Source organism: Bradyrhizobium genosp. P (assembly GCF_049949265.1).
Taxonomy (GTDB): domain Bacteria; phylum Pseudomonadota; class Alphaproteobacteria; order Rhizobiales; family Xanthobacteraceae; genus Bradyrhizobium.
Map to the genome: position 1 here is coordinate 1,032,870 of NZ_CP188195.1, position 16,345 is coordinate 1,049,214.

Sequence of the window (16,345 nt, forward strand, 5' to 3'; positions counted from 1 at the left end):
GGAATTTCCGTGATTTACGTCGTTGCCACGCTAACCATCAAGCCCGAGACCCGCGCCGAATTCATCGCTGCGGCGACGGCCTGCATCAAGGAAACCCGCAAGGAGCCGGGCAATATCGCCTACGATTTGCATGAGAGCGTGACCGACCACAGCAAGATGGTGTTCGTCGAGCAGTGGGAAAACGCCGAGGCGCTGGTGCCGCATCGCACCGCCGAGCACATGAAGACGTTCGGCCGGGTTGCGGTGAAATGCTTCGCCGCCCCGCCGAAGATCGAGGTGATCACGCCGGAGAAGGTCGACGTCCGCTAGGCGACAAGAGGGAGACGAATTCATGATCTATGTCATCGCCACCACGCCGATGAAGCCGGAGAATCGCGACGACTTCATCAAGGGCCACAAGGCCTGCACGACCGAGACTCGCAAGGAGAAGGGCTGCCTCTCCTACGATGGTCATGTCAGCGTCAACGATCCCAACCTCTATGTGGTGGTCGAGCGTTGGGAAACCCGCGACGATCTCACAGCACACAGCAAAGCGCCGCACATGAAGGTGTGGCGCGAGTATTCCTCGCAAATGAAGACGGCGCCGACGGTGATCGAGATCATCAGCGACGGCAAGGTCGAGAAGTTCTGAGGTCTGCATGATCCGCGCGACCAAGGTTCTGGGACAGCATCGCTGGAAGGACGCACCGGCCGACACCGTCGTGCTCGATTTCGACGACCGTCACCGGCGGCGGATGGCGATGACCGGGACGCGCGGGTTCGAATTCCTGCTCGATCTCGAAAACGCCACAGCGTTGCGCGGCGGCGATGCGCTGGTGCTGGAGGACGGCCGCCTCGTCGAGGTGGTCGCAGCTCCGGAGCCACTCGTGGAAATCCGCGGCAGCGATCCGCATCATTTGATCCGGGTCGCCTGGCATCTCGGCAACCGCCATTTGCCGACCCAGATCATGCCGAAGGGGCTGCGCATCCGCCGCGATCACGTGATCGAGGCGATGGTGAAGGGGCTGGGAGCCCGCGTCGTCGAGATCGAAGCGCCGTTCGATCCCGAGGGCGGCGCCTATGCCGGGCAGGCGCATGCGGAAGAGCCGCATGGCCATACCGGCCACGATCACGCGCACAGTCATGCGCATGATCACCGTGATCTTCACGATCACGGCCATCACCACCACGCTGATCACCATCAACACGACGAGCACTGCGGTCACGACCACCACGACCATTCCCATGCTCATGACCACAAATGAGCCCGATCCCGTCGCGGTAAGCGGCGGGATGACGGAGGGCGAGGCGAAGGCGCTGTACCGGCTGATGACGTGGCTGTCGCCGTCGTTTCCGGTCGGCGCGTTTTCCTATTCCAGCGGCATCGAATGGGCGGTGGAAGCCGGCGACATCATCGATGCGGCGTCGCTGCGCGACTGGCTCGCGGCTGTTCTGGCCGAGGGAAGTGGATTCTGCGACGCCGTGTTCCTCGCGCACAGCCATCGCGCGGCCTCGGAGCATGATCATGCAGGTCTGCAGGAGGTCGCCGAACTCGCCGCCGCCTTCGTGCCGTCGCGCGAGCGGCAACTCGAGACGACGAGCCAGGGCCGCGCCTTCATCGACATCGCGCGCGCGGCCTGGAATTCGCCCGGCCTCGACGCGATGATTGCCGCATGCGGTGGCGGAATCGTCTATCCGGTCGCAGTCGGCCTCGTCAGCACCGCCCACGGCATTCCGCTGGAGCCGACGCTGCATGCCTTTCTCCACGCCGTGGTCTCCAACTGGATTTCGGCAGGCAGCCGGCTGATCCCGCTCGGGCAGACCGACAGCCAGCGCGTGCTGGCCAGTCTCGAACCTGATGTCGCCGCGACCGCTGTTCGCGCCGGCACGGCCTCGCTCGACGATCTCGGCAGCGCAACCTTCCGCGCCGACCTCGCCAGCTTGCGGCACGAGACGCAATATACGAGGCTGTTCCGGTCATGATGAGCGATCGAATGATGTCGGCGTCGCATCCTCGACTGTCGTCCCTGCGAAAGCAGGGAACCATAACCACAGGCCTTGGTGGTTATATGAGCCTGTGGCCCGAGCTCGTCGCGACAATGGAATTCGGTGGCTATGGGTCCCGGCCTACGCCGGGACGACGATGGATGGATTGACATGGCATCATCTCACGGCCCGTTGCGTGTCGGCGTCGGCGGCCCGGTGGGCTCCGGCAAGACCGCGCTGATGGATCTGCTCTGCAAGTCGATGCGTGAGCGCTACGACATTGCCGCGATCACCAACGACATCTACACCAAATGGGATGCCGAATTTCTGGTGCGATCGGGCTCGCTGACAGCGGACCGCATCGCTGGTGTCGAGACCGGCGGCTGCCCGCACACCGCGATCCGCGAGGATGCCTCGATGAACCTCGCCGCCATTGCCGACATGCGCGCCAAGTTTCCGAACCTCGATCTGGTCCTGATCGAGTCCGGCGGCGACAATCTGGCCGCGACCTTCTCGCCGGAACTGGCCGACCTGACGATCTATGTCATCGACGTCGCCGCCGGCGACAAGATCCCGTCAAAGGGTGGGCCCGGGATCACGCGATCCGACCTTCTGGTGATCAACAAGATCGATCTTGCCCCCTATGTCGGTGCGTCGCTCGAGAAGATGGACACCGACGCCAGGCGCATGCGGGGCGAGCGGCCCTTCGTGATGACCAACCTGAAAAAGAGCGACGGCCTCGAGCGCATCATCAGCTTCATCGAGACCAAGGGCGGTCTTCGGCCGCAGGCCAAGGCGGGTGCCAAGGCCGGCGCCAGGGTCTAGCCGTTAACCATTGTAGCTGCCCGGCGCTGGTCCCGTCATCCTGAGGAGCGCGTAGCGCGTCTCGAAGGATGAGCGGCCCCGTCCGGTGGCCGTGCATCCTTCGAGGCTCGCCCAGCGGCGCAAGTGCGCCGCAAGGCTCGCGCCTCAGGATGACGGGATGGTTGGCCGATCACGTCGCTCCGCCGCAAAAAAGCTGCGCAATCGCCGGAACAAAATCCAACTTTCCCGATTAGCAACCTCTGGTGCCGCCAACGATCAGCCGGGTGGTGTCAGCGTTAATGTTGCCGGCCGGCTTCTGTTGCGTACCGATGATCGCTATTCCATATTCCGCTGCGGCAGGTGCTCTTCGCGTGTTGATTTGTCGCTGCCCCCGCAGACGTCAGATGCCTTCCATCCCTTTCCGCCACCCCCTGATTACCGAGTAAGCGAGTGGTTCGGCTGGGCTTCATCGTCGCCTTGATTGCGCTGATCGGAGTGCTGCTCTCCGGTGCCGCCGCCTATCGGGTGCACGATCAGGAGCTGGCGCTCGACGGCATCGCGCTGGCGCGGGCGATCGACGTCCATGCCAGCCTGGTGCAGGACCGGCTGACCGAGCGCGAGCTGCTGGCGCGGGTGGCCTCGGGCCTGTTCCGTTCGCCGTCGACCGTGAAGGCCAACATGCTGCAGCCGCTGCGCTCGGCGATCTACGCCTTCAAGACCGATTTCGTCGTCGCCGCCTGGATCGCGCGGTTGCGGCCGAACGAGCTGGCCGCGGCGGAGGGGGAGCTGAAAACCGCAGGGTTCACCGACCCGTCGATCCGCGATTTCGACGACCAGCCGCTCGACCTCAAGGGGATCGAGAAGCCGATCAACGTGCTGATGGATGTCGAGCCGCGCAATCCGGAAACCTTGAGCATTCCAGGCCGCGCCTTCGATAACCACTCCGTGGTCGGCCCGATGCTGGCGAAGGCGCTGGAGGAGGCCAAGCCCGTGGCCTCGGACCCGATCCCGCTGCTGCGGCAGAATGGCCCGGTCGGCGTCGTGCTGGCGGCGCCGGTGTTCCAGGAAGGGGCGTCGGAGCCGGCCGGCTTCGTCACCTTTTCCTACGAGCTGTCGTCGTTGATGCTGACCAATGACGATGCGTCGCTGTTCGCGGTGGCGTTGAAGGATCCGCGCGATTCCAACGACGAGTTCATCGCCAACGAACAGGGCATCGTCACCTCGCGCACGGTACGTGAGAACGGACCGGCGCCCTCGATGGTCCGCACGGTGACGTTCGGCGGACGCGACTGGTCGCTCGACTATTACGCCAAGAGCAACGCCACGGCGCGCGCACAGCAGACCGCGACCATCGTCGCGGCGATCGGGCTGGCGCTGACCGGGATCGTCTGCGGCCTGTTCGGCTATGTCGCCTACAACAACCTGCGCCTCAGCCGCGAGATCGAGGTCAGGATCGGCTTCGAGCGACGGCTGACGGCTGTCATCGACGAACTCAATCATCGCGTCAAGAACATCCTGGCTGTGATCCAGTCGATCGTGACGCGCACGCTGCGCCACGGCGCCGACATCGACGGCGCGCGCGAACTCCTGATCGGCCGCATCCACGCGATGTCGAACGTGGTGACGCTGCTGAGCGAGAGTCAGTGGCAGGGTGTCAAGCTGAAGGGCCTGTTCGAATCGCGCTCGATCCCGCATGCCGACCGCATCGCCGTGAACGGTCCCGACATCAGCGTCAGCGCGCGTGCGGCGCAATCGCTGTCGCTGTTGTTCTTCGAGCTCGCGTCGCATTCCGACGAAGGCCTGTCGCTGGTCGGCAAGCATCCGCACATCGTCGCCAATTGGGAGGTGACCGGGGAGGGCGAGGACGCGATCTTTCATTTCCGCTGGGAGGAGTTCAACACCAGCGAGGCGACCCGGCGGCCGGACAGCGATTTCGGCCTGATCCTGCTCGACCGCGTCGCGCCCGAAGCGCTCGGCGGCACCGCCAAGCGCTATTTTACCGACGTTTCCTACGTCTACGAGCTCACCGCCCCGATGGACACCGTCGTCGACATGACCGAGCGCGACCGCACCGAGCAGTTTTCGGCGCCGGTGCGCGGGGGGCGCTCATGACTGGTAGATCGGCGCGCGTCAATCTCTCCCCGTCATCCCCCTCTCCCCGTCATCCCCGCGCAACGGTCAAGCCGTTGTCACTGGAGGAGCGGCCTCTTGGCCGCGTCTCGAAGGATGCACGGCCCGCACCGTGCCCGTCGTGCTTTGACAAAAAAGGCGGCCCGTCGGCCGCCTTTTCCGTTTCAGCATCTCGCTCGCTTAGCCGCCATTGCCGCCGATCACGGCGCGCACGGTGTTGTCGGGGCCGAAATCCTCGGCGCTGTCGACATAGAGCAGCGCGCTCAGTTTCGACCGCGCGCGGTTTACCCGGCTCTTGATGGTGCCGACTGCGCAGCCGCAGATCGCCGCGGCATCCTCGTAGGAGAATCCGGAGGCACCGACCAGGATCAGCGCCTCGCGCTGGTCTTGCGGCAGCTTCTCCAGCGCGGCGCGGAATTCCTCGAACTCCAGATGCGCGGTCTGCGAGGGCTGGCTCTTCAGCGTCTTGGCATAGTTGCCCTCGGCGTCCTCCACCTCGCGCCGCCGCTTCCGGTAGTCGGAGCGAAACAGGTTGCGCAGGATGGTGAAAAGCCACGCCGGCAGGTTCGAACCCGGCTGGAAGGAGTCGATATTGGCGATCGCCCGCAGCAGGGTCTCCTGCACGAGATCGTCGGCGCGGTCGCCATTGCCGGAAAGCGAGATCGCAAATGCGCGCAGGCTCGGAACCGACGCCAGGATGTCGTCGCGAAGTTCATTCGTGAGAGGCATTAGTCCCCTCCATTGTTCTTGTCGGTATCGCCCCCGGCAGCAGCCGCCGCGGCAGCCTCAGGTCCATCGAGCTTGCGGACCAGTTCGGCAAAACGGTCGGGTACGCCCTGCCGCACCACGTCGTCGTACATGGCACGAAGCTGGTGGCCGATTCTCGACTGAATCTCGGCGTTCAGACCGCCCTGCTTCTTTACTTCCTTCATGATGTGATCCACACTTCCCCGGGAGTTAAGTCTCTGATTTTCCAAGCTGTTTCCTCGAAAGAAAGGCTGGTATCGTCGCCCAGTCGGTCACGAGCTAATGCAAAGTTGCGCAGAAAGTTCCGGAACGTTGGAACTATTTCGAGGAACTTTTGCGCCCGTCGCGCGTAGTTGGGCATGCAGGGGAGCCGGGTCCCCCCAGGAATTGATACGCGGCCCATGTTTCAGGCCGGTTTTGGCCTTACGAACAAGAATGGAGTGGGAATGTCCCGATCGCAGGTCGTCGCTGAACATCTGCCGCTGCTGCGCCGCTATGCCCGCGCGCTGACCGGAAACCAGGCGTCGGGGGACGCCTATGTCGGGGCCATGCTTGAGGCCCTGCTGCAGGACGCATCGCTGCTGGACGAGACGCACGGCCCGCGCGCCGGGCTGTTCCGGCTGTTTACCCAAATCTGGAATTCGGTGGCGGTGAACAACAATGACAATTCCGACGTGGCGACGCTGTCGCTGCCGCCGGAGCGGCGTCTCTCCAACATCACGCCGCTGCCCCGCCAGGCCTTCCTGCTGCTCTCGCTGGAAGGTTTTTCGGAGGAAGAGGTGGCCTACGTCCTCGGCATCGACATCGCCCAGACGCGCAAGCTCACCGACGCTGCCGGTCGCGAAATGGCCGCCGAGATCGCCACCGACGTGCTGATCATCGAGGACGAGACCTTCATCGCGATGGACCTCGAAAGCCTGGTGAAGAATCTCGGCCACAACGTCATCGGCGTCGCCCGCACCCATTCGGATGCGGTGGCGCTCGCCAAGAACAAGAAGCCCGGCCTGATCCTCGCCGACATCCAGCTCGCTGACGGCTCGTCCGGCCTCGACGCCGTGAACGAGCTGTTGCGGACCTTCGAGGTGCCGGTGGTGTTCATCACCGCCTATCCCGAGCGCTTCCTGACCGGCGAGCGGCCGGAGCCGGCGTTCCTGATCTCGAAACCGTTCCAGCCGGCGATGGTGTCGGCGGTCGCAAGCCAGGCGCTGTTCTTCCAGCGAAACTCGCGCAATCGCGCGCCGCGGGCGGCGTCCGCATGAGCCGCTGAGTTTAACGAAGCTGGTCAAACTGAACCGGCGTACCGCAAGGTGCGCCGGTTTTTTGCGGTCCGGATGGAGCGAAGCGCAATCCGGGAACGGTTGCGTCAGCCGCACGATTTCCCGGATTACGCTTCGCTCCATCTGGGCTACGGAATGTTCGCATCTTGCGCAGCCCGGTATGCGTCGCGGGCGAGCGCAGCTATTTTATCTCGCGGATCTCAGGACGGCGATATCCTCGTCGACCCTGGTGGTCTGCATCCAGAAGGCGATCGTCCAGGGGATCGTCGATCTGTTCGGCGCGGCCTGAACGGCGCCCCCACCGACACAATCGATCAACCGGCCCGACGCGCCGTCACTCCGTCGCGGCCCCGTTTGGGCCGCCGTCGGCCTGTGTGTGTCCATCCGGTCCCCGATCGAACACGCCATAGTCGCTGGACTTGATGCCGGACTCGCCGTCGACCGCCGCATTGGCCATGCCGAACTTGAGCAGTTCCCGAACCGCCGCGGCCCGGGTCGGCATGCGGTGCCGGAAGCGGAAATCATCAAGTGCAGCCAATTCCTCTGGAGACAACATGACCTGAAGTCGTTCACCCCGAAGCTCGCTCATCGCAAAACACCCAAAATATGCCGGTTGAGTAATTTGCTAAACGAGCTAACTCGCGTCGGGTTCCTCAAGCGCAGACAAAAACGTCAAGTTAGCAAAATACTATAGCAAAATCAATTAGTTATGGAGGAACCTCCGATCGCATGACACGTTTTCTGCGGAAGAGTTTTCCATGTGGGAGAGATGCCGTGACAGATAACGTCAAGCTGCCCCGCAAATTATCCGAAGAGCCGGAGGCGCCGAGGCCGCGGCGGCCGAGTCACGCACGGGTCATCGAACAATTGGACCGCTGGGCCAACAGCTCCGGTCTCCAACCGCCGGAGGTGAACGATGCAGACACGAAAACGATCTGAGCCCCACACGTTCGAACAGCGCTTGGACGAGCACAGGCTGCGCCTCGAGGATGAACTCGCACGACTGCCGCAGGGCGCGCAACGCGAATCGGTCATCTCCCGCATCGAGCAGTTGCGGACAGCCGTGGAACTGAACGCGTTGCTATCGACAAAGGCAGCGGCAAACCCCAGTCCGTGATTCTTCAACCGCGGCGCGCGCCGCTGGACGATCACCGCCCTGTTGTCATTGAAGGTGCGCTTCACGTCGACCCCGCTCACGGCACAGGGTCATTAACGCTGTTCCGGCTGGCAGGGTTGTCAGTGCCGTTGTGGATATCGCTGGAATTGCCCATCGCGGACTCCGCTCTAGTTCTCGTTGACCGTCAGCGGGGCCAGCGTTGACCGCGACCGCCGCTCCAAAAAAGTGAAAGGCGAAGCTGCGGCCGGCCGCGCGGACTGCTTGGCGTGCGCAGGGGCAGCCGGTAGTATGGAACCCGATCGGGGCCAAGGGAAGAGCCGGGAGATGAAGCACGTCGACGTCGCAGTGATATCCGCCACCCTGTGGCTGCTGGCGTCGATGGTGCTCGACATCCTGACGCCGAAGTCGATTACCGTGTTCATGATCGGGGCGGCGCTTGCCCCGCCGTTCCTGATCGGGATCGGCATCCATTTCGCCCGCGAATATTTCAAGGCGAAGCGGCGCAGCTATCGCCCGCCCTCCCGGCTGGACGAACGCTTCAGGAATTGAGCGGGACAGCCGTGCGATTGCCGCATTGAACCCGGCGGACGACGCTTGCTAAGTTCAGGGAATGACCAGCACCCTTCCCGCTACGATCAGCCGCCTCTATACCGACCCGGCCGAGTATATCGACAGCGACCATCCGGCGGTCGAGACGTTCGCCCGTGCCGCCGTCCCGGCCGGCGCCGGTGCGCGCGACACGGCAAGCACGCTCTACACCGCAGTTCGCGACGGCATCCGCTACAACCCCTATGTCAGCATGCGCGACGCCGAGAGCTACCGTGCCTCCAGTGTGCTCGCGGCCGGCAATGGCTATTGCGTCGGCAAGGCCGCCCTCTATGCCGCCGCCTGCCGGGTCCATGGCATTCCGGCCCGCGTCGGATTCGCCGATGTCCGCAACCACCTCACCACCGAAAAACTGCGTCAGAGCATGGGGACCGACATGTTCACCTGGCATGGTTTTACGGAGGTGTTCGTCGACGGCGCCTGGCGCAAGGCGACGCCGACCTTCAACGACACGCTGTGCGCCAAGCTCGGCGTCAAACCGCTCGATTTTGACGGCCACACGGACGCGCTGCTGCATTCCTTCGACGGCGAGGGGCGCACCTACATGCAGTACGTTAACGACCACGGCACCTATCACGACGTCCCCGCCAAATTCCTGATGCGCGAGATGGCGCGCGAATACGCCCACATGCAGGGCGAGGATCTGTCCGGCCGCGACATGGAGCGGGAAGCGGCGGAGCAATGAGAGGCGCGTCGCTCTGACCGCGGCGGAAGTGCGCTCCCTCGCCCCGCAAGCGGGGGACGCGAAGTGCGAGATATCCGCTCTTCGGGGTGAAGCAGACTTACGCGAGCAAGCCGGCGATGTCGCGTTTTGGACCCATTGCCGAAGTGATCGGCTCAGCCGTGCGCAGCCTTTCACACGCGCCGTTCACGGCCTCGCGTCAATACCGCGGCAAAGTAGACCCAAGTTTGATAAAAATAACTTGCGGAAACATGAGTTTGTCCGGGCTTTATTATTGGGTCTCTTCGGCGTGCCTGTTGTGGTATTTCATGTACGACCGCGGCACGTAACGAGGATGCTCTTATGGCCCGTGACCCCGTACTGATCGATCTTGCCTTGCAGGGTGGTGGCTCTCATGGCGCCTTCACTTGGGGCGTCCTCGACCGACTGATCGAGGAACCCTGGCTACGGATCGAGGCAATCTCCGGCACTTCAGCGGGAGCGATGAACGCGGCGGTGCTGGTGAACGGATGGATGCAGGGCGGCGCTGAGGGGGCCCGAACGGCGCTCGAAGCCTATTGGCGGCGCGTGTCGCAAGCCGCGGCGTTCAGCCCGCTGCAACGCTCGCCGGTCGACCGCCTGATGGGCACCTGGACGCTCGACACCTCGCCGGCCTACCTCGCCATGGATATGATGACGCGCGTGTTCTCGCCGTACGATCTCAATCCGTTCGGGCTCAATCCGCTTCGCGCCATCCTCGCAGAGAGCATCGATTTCGAACGGCTCGCACGCGCGCCGATCCTGTTGTTCATCACCGCGACCAACGTGCGCACCGGCCGCGGACGCATATTTCGGAACGCGCAGATCACCGCCGAAGTGCTCCTGGCCTCTGCGTGTCTGCCGACCATGTTTCAGGCGATCGAGATCGACGGCGAGCCTTATTGGGATGGTGGCTATGCCGGCAATCCGACGATCACACCCCTTGTGCGCGAGAGCGAGGCGCACGACACGATTCTGGTGCAGATCAATCCGCGCGAACGGCCGGAACGGCCGCGCACAGCGAGCGAGATACTCAACCGCCTCAACGAGATTTCCTTCAACTCGCCGCTCATGAAGGAATTGCGCATGATCGCGCTGCTCCGCCAGGTGGCCGATCCGGGCACCGGCGAAGGCGCGCGCTGGGCTGCGATGCGCACCCACAGCATCAGGACTGACAAGCTTGCTGAATTGGGCGCGTCCTCAAAACTCAATGCCGAGTGGGAGTTTGTCACCATGCTCAAGGAAGAAGGGCGTCGCAGCGCCGACGCATTCCTCGCAGCGCACGGCGACGACCTCGGCCAGCGTTCCTCCGCCGACCTTGATGTGCTGCTGGCGGAGTGCTGAGCAATGACGCTGGTAGGTCTCGCCGGCATCCTGGTCGGGCTGGGCCTATTGATCTGGTTCGCCTTCCGCGGTTGGAGCGTGCTTATACTTGCGCCGCTCGCGGCGTCGATTGCCGCGCTGTTTTCGCGCGAGCCGCTCCTCGCGCACTGGACCCAGACCTTCATGGGCAGCGCGGCAGGCTTTCTGGCGCAATTCTTTCCACTGTTTCTGCTGGGTGCGCTGTTTGGAAAACTGATGGAGGATAGCGGTTCGGTCGCCGCTATCGCAGCCTTCATGACGCAAAAGCTCGGCGCACGGCGGGCGGTACTGGCCGTAGTGCTCGCCGGCGCGATCGTCACCTATGGTGGCGTCAGCCTGTTCGTCGCCTTTTTTGTTTTGGCGCCAATGGCGCAAGAGCTGTTTCGTGCGGCCGACATTCCACGGCGACTGATGCCGGCGACAATCGTGCTCGGCACGTCCACCTTCACGATGTCGGCTCTGCCGGGCACACCATCGATCCAGAACGCCATTCCGATGCCGTTCTTCGGTACCACACCATTCGCAGCTCCGGGCCTTGGCATTCTGGCGTCCTTGATCATGCTCGGCTTCGGGCTTTGGTGGCTCAATCGCGTGGAGACAAAAGCGAGGACGATCGGTGAAGGTTTCGGCGACGGTAGCCCGATGGCGCCCGACCGCCTTGCGACCGACGAAACACTGCGCGAACGCGCCACCACCGCGCGCGAGTTCGATCCGGCCGAAATCGCGCACGGCAAAGTGACCGACACGCCGCCGTCGGTGGTGCTGGCCGCGCTGCCGCTCGCGGTGGTGATCGTCGTCAACCTCGCGATGTCGCTGTTCATCCTGCCAGCGCTCGACACGCGCTATCTCGCCGACGTCCGCTGGGGCGAGACCTCGCTCGCCGGGGTCGGCGGCGTTTGGGCGGTCGTCACCGCGTTAGCCTGCGCTATCGTCGCCGCTCTTGCGGTAAGCCACAGAAGACTGCCCGCATTGCGCGCGACCATGGATGCCGGCGCCAATGCTTCGGTACTGCCGGCCATGAGCGTCGCGAGCCTTGTCGGCTTCGGCGCCGTGGTCGCGGCCATGCCCGCCTTCGCCATGGTGCGCGACGCCGTGCTCGGTGTCGGCGGCGGCCCGTTGGTGTCACTTGCGGTTGCCACCAACGTTCTCGCAGCCCTCACCGGCTCGGCGTCGGGCGGACTGACGATTGCGCTGGACGCGCTTGGGGCCACCTACTTGGCGCGCGCAGCCGAGATCGGGCTCAATCCCGCGCTGCTGCATCGCGTGGCGGTGATCGGGGCCGGCACACTCGACAGCCTGCCGCATAACGGCGCGGTGGTGACGCTGCTGGCCGTGTGCGGATCGACGCATCGCGATAGCTATCGCGATATCGTTATGGTCGGCATCATTGGCGCACTCCTCGCTCTCGCGGCAGTGATCCTGATCGGATCGAGTGTCGGATCTTTCTGACGCAGGAACGTGATGCGCCCGCCAAATGATCAGCGACGGAGCCCGGCGGCGGCGCAGGTGCCGAGCGATAACGCCCGATTAACCTCGCCGCGCACGGCTTCATGAGAAGCGCTTCGGCCTTTCGGCTCGCAAGCGCTGTCAGACGTCCGCTACGACGAAGCGGTCCGCCAACAGATCGAACGGATTTGTGCTCGAAGAGAACTCGATTTTGCTCGACATCTGTTAGGCGTCGACGCCTTGCAAGAAGAGATCACGTGGAGGCTCAGTGAAGAAAATGCGTCCTATACTGACCAAAACATTTGGGAGAAAACTGATCAGGGCAACGCGGAGATACTCAGTCATCTGGGAATGCCAGAATGGGTCATAATTCTAGTGTTTAGGGCGAGAAATCTAGTTAGTGGAATTCGCCGCTTCATCCGACGCACGGCCGGTGCTTCTGTTCAATGATCACATAGCCCGGGATGACCGCTCTTGGCCCGTATGAGACGTGCCGACTGGCTCTCACGATGTCTGTTGTCAGAGGGATTGTGTTGCAAAACTCCGGTTGAGGCGACTCGCGAACCGTGATTCCGTTGGTTTGAGACAGCATTTGCGGGAGCAGCGGATGTTAGGGCGGCAGGCGAGCGGTCAGGGCCAGTTCTTTTACTCCTTTGATCTCGACAGGGTGGTGCCGCCTGATCATCTGGTCCGGCAAATCGACGGTTTGCTCGACCTGAGTTGGGTGCACAACGAGCTCGCTCCATTCTACTCGCACACTGGCCGGCCTTCGATTGATCCGGTGCTCATGATCCGGATGCTGATTGTGGGCTACGTATTTGCGCTTCGTTCCGAGCGCCGGCTCTGCGCTGAGGTCCAAGTCAATCTGGCCTACAGATGGTTTTGCAAGCTCGGCATCGAGGACCATATCCCTGATCACTCAGTGTTCTGCCGGGCGCGGCGCGAACGCTTCCGTGAGAGCGATGCCTTACGCCGGGTTTTTGAGGGTGTAGTGGCGCTGTGTATTTCAGCGGGGCTGGTTGGAGGCGAGGCGTTCTCGGTCGATGCGAGCCTGATCAAGGCAGATGTGAACAGGACCAGGCGGCTCCCCGGCGACCAGCCTATTACCTGGCCAAAGGCGGAGGAAGCATCCCATGCGGTTCGCGAGTACATCGCAGCGCTTGATGCCGCCAACAGCGATAAGGACGGTGATGAGGACGGTGGCGGTTCAAGTGAAGGCAGCCATCGACGCAAGCCTCCCAAAGAAGTCTCGCTCACCGATCCGCAAGCAACATGGGTTGCGAGGCCAGGCGTGGACCCCTTCTTTGCTTATGATGCGAACTATTTGATCGACAACAAGGCCGGGATCATCCTCGATGCGGTAGGCACGCGCGCGAACCGTGCGGTTGAGATTGCTGTCACCCAGACCATGGTGGACCGTGTTGAGCGTCGCTTCGATCTGCGACCCCAGAGGCTGGCAGGCGACACGGCTTACGGCGCGGTAAGGCTGCTCAAATGGCTGGTGGATCGCAAGATCACGCCGCACGTTCCGGTGTGGGACAAGTCGGCACGCCCCGATGGCACCTTTAGTCGAGCCGACTTCGCCTTCAATCAGAAGCGCAATGTCTACGTTTGTCCGGGTGGCGCGGAGTTGACCAGCACCGGCAATATCGATCAAGGTCACATCGTCTACTACAGGGCCAGCAAGAGCGACTGCTCTGGCTGCGCCTTGAAGCCCAAATGCACGACGGCGGTCGTGCGAAAAATTACCCGCGACCTCAACGAAGATGTGCGCGATCGTGTCCGTGCGCTGGCCAATACGGAAGCCTTCCAGCAATCGCGCCGCGAGCGCAAAAAGGTCGAGATGCGGTTTGCTCATATGAAACGCATTCTCAGGCTCGACCGGCTTCGGCTGCGGGGCTTGAATGGCGTCAGGGACGAAGTGCTGCTCACAGCCACGGCGCAGAACCTGAGGCGACTGGCCAAGCTAATCTGCCGTCCCCCGCCACCTCTGGCAGTCGCGTGCTGAACATCCACAAGCAAAACGGAAACCGCCGACACCACCGTACCAAAAGGAACCGCCAAAACTCAAAAGCCAAGCTCGCCCCCAAGACAGAAACGAGTTTTGCAACACAATCAGAGGTAAACCGGAAGCGGTCGGCCCTCGTTAGAATGACGCGATTGACCGTGCGCCCCGAGGGCGCGAACTACCAGTGAGGGAGGAACTCACCCGGATAATTGTCGATTGGTCCGGAAGCTGGCAGGCGGCTCGGCCGGGTAACTGGCTGGGTCGGAGCCCTGCGACGAAGGCAGCCGTGGGCTGCTGAGCGATCTGATGGGCCGTAACAAAAGTGAAGCCCGAGCAGGCCTCGAAAGTTCTAATGCGGATGCCGACCCTCCGGTCATTTGGGGAAGGCCGCACGTGTGGGGAAGCAATCGACACGCGCACCCACGCGATCCGCCGGGGTAGTGGGCACGGCACGTCGGAAGGGTAGTTCGCAGTTACAGGGGGAGACCCGTCGCGGACGAGGGTAGCGGCCTCAGCATCGCATCAGGCGGTGGTCACGGCGGGAGTCGGACGGGGCCATAGGAGCGTTGATGCCGGGTAATGCCGGTGGAGCAAAGGGCCCCGACTTCTGGTGCGCTTTTGAAGATGGTGAGGTGAAGGTGATTGGTGATGAGCCTGACAACGCCTGATAAGATCCGGAGCCTTCAGAGAAAGCTCTACTGCAAAGCGAAGGCGGAGCCCACCTTCCGCTTCTATCTGCTCTACGACAAGATCTGTCGCGAGGACATCCTAGACCACGCCTATCGGCTTGCCCGCGTTAATGCGGGTGCACCAGGTGTGGACGGGATGACGTTTGCTCAGATCGAGAAGCAGGGCCTGGAAGCATGGTTGGCGGGCTTGCGCGCGGAACTGGTCTCGAAGACGTACCGACCTGATCCGGTGCGGCGGGTGATGATCCCGAAAGCGAATGGTGGCGAGCGTCCGCTCGGCATTCCGACCATTCGTGATCGTGTGATTCAGACTGCCGCCAAGATCGTGATCGAACCGATCTTCGAGGCTGACTTCGAGGACAATGCCTACGGCTACCGGCCCGCTCGCGGGGCGGTGGACGCGGTCAAGGAAGTGCACCGGCATTTATGCCGGGGCTATGCCGACGTAGTTGATGCTGATTTGTCCAAGTACTTCGATACGATACCGCATTCCGAGCTGATGAAGTCAGTAGCCCGGCGTGTGGTGGATCGAAACGTCCTGTGCCTCATCAAGATGTGGCTGAGGGCGCCGATCGAGGAACGGGACGCGGACGGAGCCCGGAGTATGAGTGGCGGCAAGCGAAACACGCGTGGCACGCCGCAAGGCGGTGTCGCAAGTCCACTGCTGGCCAACATCTACATGAACCGGTTCCTGAAGCATTGGCGTTTGACTGGCTGCGGCGAGAGCTTCCAGGCTCACGTCGTCTCCTATGCCGACGACTTCGTTATCCTCAGCCGCGGTCGTGCGGCGGAGGCACTAGCGTGGACGAAGGTGGTGATGACCAAGCTCGGGTTGACGATCAACGAGGCGAAAACTTCGTTGAGAAACGCCCGACAGGAACGCTTCGACTTCCTCGGCTACTCGTTCGGCGCGCATCGGTTTGAGGCGAACGGGAATTGGTATCTGGGTGCAAGCCCGTCCAAGAAGAGTGTGCAACGGCTCAAGACAAGAATCGGCGACCTTCTGGTGCCGAGCAATATCGATCCATGGCCGGAAGTATGTGACAAGCTGAACAGGTCTCTGCGAGGCTGGTCCAACTACTTTGGCTACGGCTCGCTGAGCAAGGCATACCGCAGCGTCGACCAATACGTCTTTGAACGATTGCGCAGGTTCCTCGCGCGAAGGCACAAGGTGCAAGGGCGCGGCAATCGCCGATTCACATTCGATGTTATTCATCGAGAACTCGGCGTTCTGTGCCTCCAACGCCTGCCCCGAGCGGTCCCGTCGCGTGCCTTGCGGTGAAGCTGGTCGGAAAGCCGGATGCCGGAAATCGGCCCGTCCGGTTTGATGAGCGGGGATGGGAAACGGGGCGTTGGCCATAGGCCCCAAGCTACCGCGCCCATCCTCGACTCTACGTGCGCCCCGAGGGCGCGAACTACCAGTGAGGGAGGAACTCACCCGGATAATTGTCGATTGGTCCGGAAGCTGGCAGGCGGCTCGGCCGGGTAACTGGC

18 protein-coding genes are annotated in these 16,345 nt (G+C 62.9%); 15 read left to right on the forward strand and 3 right to left on the reverse strand.

Features of this window, described 5'->3' with window-relative positions; genetic code table 11:
- The first annotated feature begins 9 nt into the window (after positions 1-9).
- The 6 genes from ACP2YO_RS05000 (at position 10) to ACP2YO_RS05025 (ending at position 4,881) form a co-directional block, all read left to right on the forward strand.
- Positions 10-309, forward strand: a complete 300-nt coding sequence (locus tag ACP2YO_RS05000) for a putative quinol monooxygenase (protein WP_426439618.1) — start codon at positions 10-12, stop codon at positions 307-309.
- Between the two features lie 22 nt (positions 310-331).
- Complete coding sequence (locus tag ACP2YO_RS05005) at positions 332-631, forward strand: putative quinol monooxygenase (protein WP_426439620.1); 300 nt, start codon at positions 332-334, stop codon at positions 629-631.
- A gap of 7 nt (positions 632-638) precedes the next feature.
- Positions 639-1,244, forward strand: a complete 606-nt coding sequence (locus tag ACP2YO_RS05010) for an urease accessory protein UreE (protein WP_426439622.1) — start codon at positions 639-641, stop codon at positions 1,242-1,244.
- Positions 1,225-1,962, forward strand: a complete 738-nt coding sequence (locus tag ACP2YO_RS05015; protein ID WP_426443069.1) for an urease accessory protein UreF — start codon at positions 1,225-1,227, stop codon at positions 1,960-1,962. Before ACP2YO_RS05010 ends, ACP2YO_RS05015 begins: the two co-directional genes overlap by 20 nt.
- A gap of 174 nt (positions 1,963-2,136) precedes the next feature.
- Entirely contained in the window at positions 2,137-2,790 is a 654-nt protein-coding gene (gene ureG, locus ACP2YO_RS05020; RefSeq protein WP_426439624.1) for an urease accessory protein UreG, read from the forward strand.
- A 429-nt stretch (positions 2,791-3,219) separates the two neighbouring features.
- The gene (locus tag ACP2YO_RS05025; protein WP_426439626.1) at positions 3,220-4,881 is read left to right on the forward strand and encodes a CHASE domain-containing protein; all 1,662 of its coding nucleotides are present in this window, start codon (positions 3,220-3,222) and stop codon (positions 4,879-4,881) included.
- A 198-nt stretch (positions 4,882-5,079) separates the two neighbouring features.
- Here ACP2YO_RS05025 and ACP2YO_RS05030 read toward each other — a convergent pair whose 3' ends face one another.
- Together ACP2YO_RS05030 and ACP2YO_RS05035 are read right to left on the reverse strand one after the other, a co-directional pair.
- Entirely contained in the window at positions 5,080-5,628 is a 549-nt protein-coding gene (locus tag ACP2YO_RS05030) for a sigma-70 family RNA polymerase sigma factor (RefSeq protein ID WP_092118964.1), read from the reverse strand.
- Positions 5,628-5,831 carry a NepR family anti-sigma factor gene (locus tag ACP2YO_RS05035; RefSeq protein ID WP_044541248.1) on the reverse strand — a complete coding sequence of 68 codons (204 nt, stop codon included), beginning with the start codon at positions 5,829-5,831 and terminating at the stop codon, positions 5,628-5,630. The genes ACP2YO_RS05030 and ACP2YO_RS05035 overlap by 1 nt, the downstream gene beginning before the upstream one ends.
- A gap of 261 nt (positions 5,832-6,092) precedes the next feature.
- Between ACP2YO_RS05035 and ACP2YO_RS05040 the strand changes: the two genes are divergently transcribed.
- Both ACP2YO_RS05040 and ACP2YO_RS05045 read left to right on the forward strand, forming a co-directional pair.
- Positions 6,093-6,905 carry a response regulator gene (locus ACP2YO_RS05040; protein ID WP_426439629.1) on the forward strand — a complete coding sequence of 271 codons (813 nt, stop codon included), beginning with the start codon at positions 6,093-6,095 and terminating at the stop codon, positions 6,903-6,905.
- A gap of 178 nt (positions 6,906-7,083) precedes the next feature.
- On the forward strand, positions 7,084-7,212 hold the full coding sequence (locus ACP2YO_RS05045; RefSeq protein WP_426439631.1) for a hypothetical protein: 129 nt from the start codon (positions 7,084-7,086) through the stop codon (positions 7,210-7,212).
- A 45-nt stretch (positions 7,213-7,257) separates the two neighbouring features.
- On the opposite strand, the gene ACP2YO_RS05050 is transcribed toward ACP2YO_RS05045, so the two are convergent.
- Entirely contained in the window at positions 7,258-7,512 is a 255-nt protein-coding gene (locus ACP2YO_RS05050; protein WP_426439633.1) for a hypothetical protein, read from the reverse strand.
- 327 nt (positions 7,513-7,839) lie between these two features.
- On the opposite strand from ACP2YO_RS05050, the gene ACP2YO_RS05055 reads away from it, so the two are divergent.
- The 7 genes from ACP2YO_RS05055 (at position 7,840) to ltrA (ending at position 16,133) form a co-directional block, all read left to right on the forward strand.
- Positions 7,840-8,040 (forward strand): hypothetical protein, encoded by a 201-nt coding sequence (locus ACP2YO_RS05055; RefSeq protein ID WP_426439635.1) that lies wholly within the window; start codon positions 7,840-7,842, stop codon positions 8,038-8,040.
- A 324-nt stretch (positions 8,041-8,364) separates the two neighbouring features.
- A complete protein-coding gene (locus tag ACP2YO_RS05060) occupies positions 8,365-8,589 on the forward strand; it encodes a hypothetical protein (protein ID WP_426439637.1) in 225 nt (74 codons plus the stop codon).
- Positions 8,590-8,650: 61 nt separating this feature from the next.
- Positions 8,651-9,331, forward strand: coding sequence for a transglutaminase-like domain-containing protein (locus ACP2YO_RS05065; protein WP_426439639.1), 681 nt, complete (start codon positions 8,651-8,653; stop codon positions 9,329-9,331).
- 339 nt (positions 9,332-9,670) lie between these two features.
- Entirely contained in the window at positions 9,671-10,690 is a 1,020-nt protein-coding gene (locus ACP2YO_RS05070; RefSeq protein ID WP_426439641.1) for a patatin-like phospholipase family protein, read from the forward strand.
- Positions 10,691-10,693: 3 nt separating this feature from the next.
- The gene (locus tag ACP2YO_RS05075) at positions 10,694-12,157 is read left to right on the forward strand and encodes a GntP family permease (protein WP_426439643.1); all 1,464 of its coding nucleotides are present in this window, start codon (positions 10,694-10,696) and stop codon (positions 12,155-12,157) included.
- Between the two features lie 604 nt (positions 12,158-12,761).
- Positions 12,762-14,162 (forward strand): IS1182 family transposase, encoded by a 1,401-nt coding sequence (locus ACP2YO_RS05080; protein ID WP_426439645.1) that lies wholly within the window; start codon positions 12,762-12,764, stop codon positions 14,160-14,162.
- Positions 14,163-14,810: 648 nt separating this feature from the next.
- Positions 14,811-16,133 carry a group II intron reverse transcriptase/maturase gene (gene ltrA, locus ACP2YO_RS05085; RefSeq protein ID WP_426435889.1) on the forward strand — a complete coding sequence of 441 codons (1,323 nt, stop codon included), beginning with the start codon at positions 14,811-14,813 and terminating at the stop codon, positions 16,131-16,133.
- Positions 16,134-16,345 lie beyond the last annotated feature (212 nt).